The following is a 223-nucleotide window of genomic DNA, read 5'->3' as shown; positions in this document are numbered from 1 at the left end:
CTTGTCCATGTCGGTGAAGCCCATGAGGCGGCCGGGCCGCTCGTAGACGGGCCTGCCGGGCTCGTGGGCCCTGGCCTCCTGGGGCTTCGCCTCCTCCGGCGTTTTCCCCGCCTTCTCCTCTTTAGCCTCCTTCTTCACCGTGAGGACCTGGAACTCCCGGGAGCCGTCCCGGTAGACGGTGATCCCCTTGCACCACGTGCGGTAGGCCTCGGTGTAGGCGGCC

General features: G+C 68.6%; 1 protein-coding gene. It reads right to left on the bottom strand.

The genetic code is table 11. From position 1 onward, the window contains the following. On the bottom strand, window positions 1–223 hold a 223-nt coding region (locus tag MFF64_RS39255), incomplete at both ends, for a vitamin B12-dependent ribonucleotide reductase (protein WP_238194172.1).

The organism is Methylobacterium frigidaeris, assembly GCF_022179185.1.
GTDB lineage: Bacteria > Pseudomonadota > Alphaproteobacteria > Rhizobiales > Beijerinckiaceae > Methylobacterium > Methylobacterium frigidaeris.
This window is presented reverse-complemented; position numbering and strand designations above follow the sequence as displayed.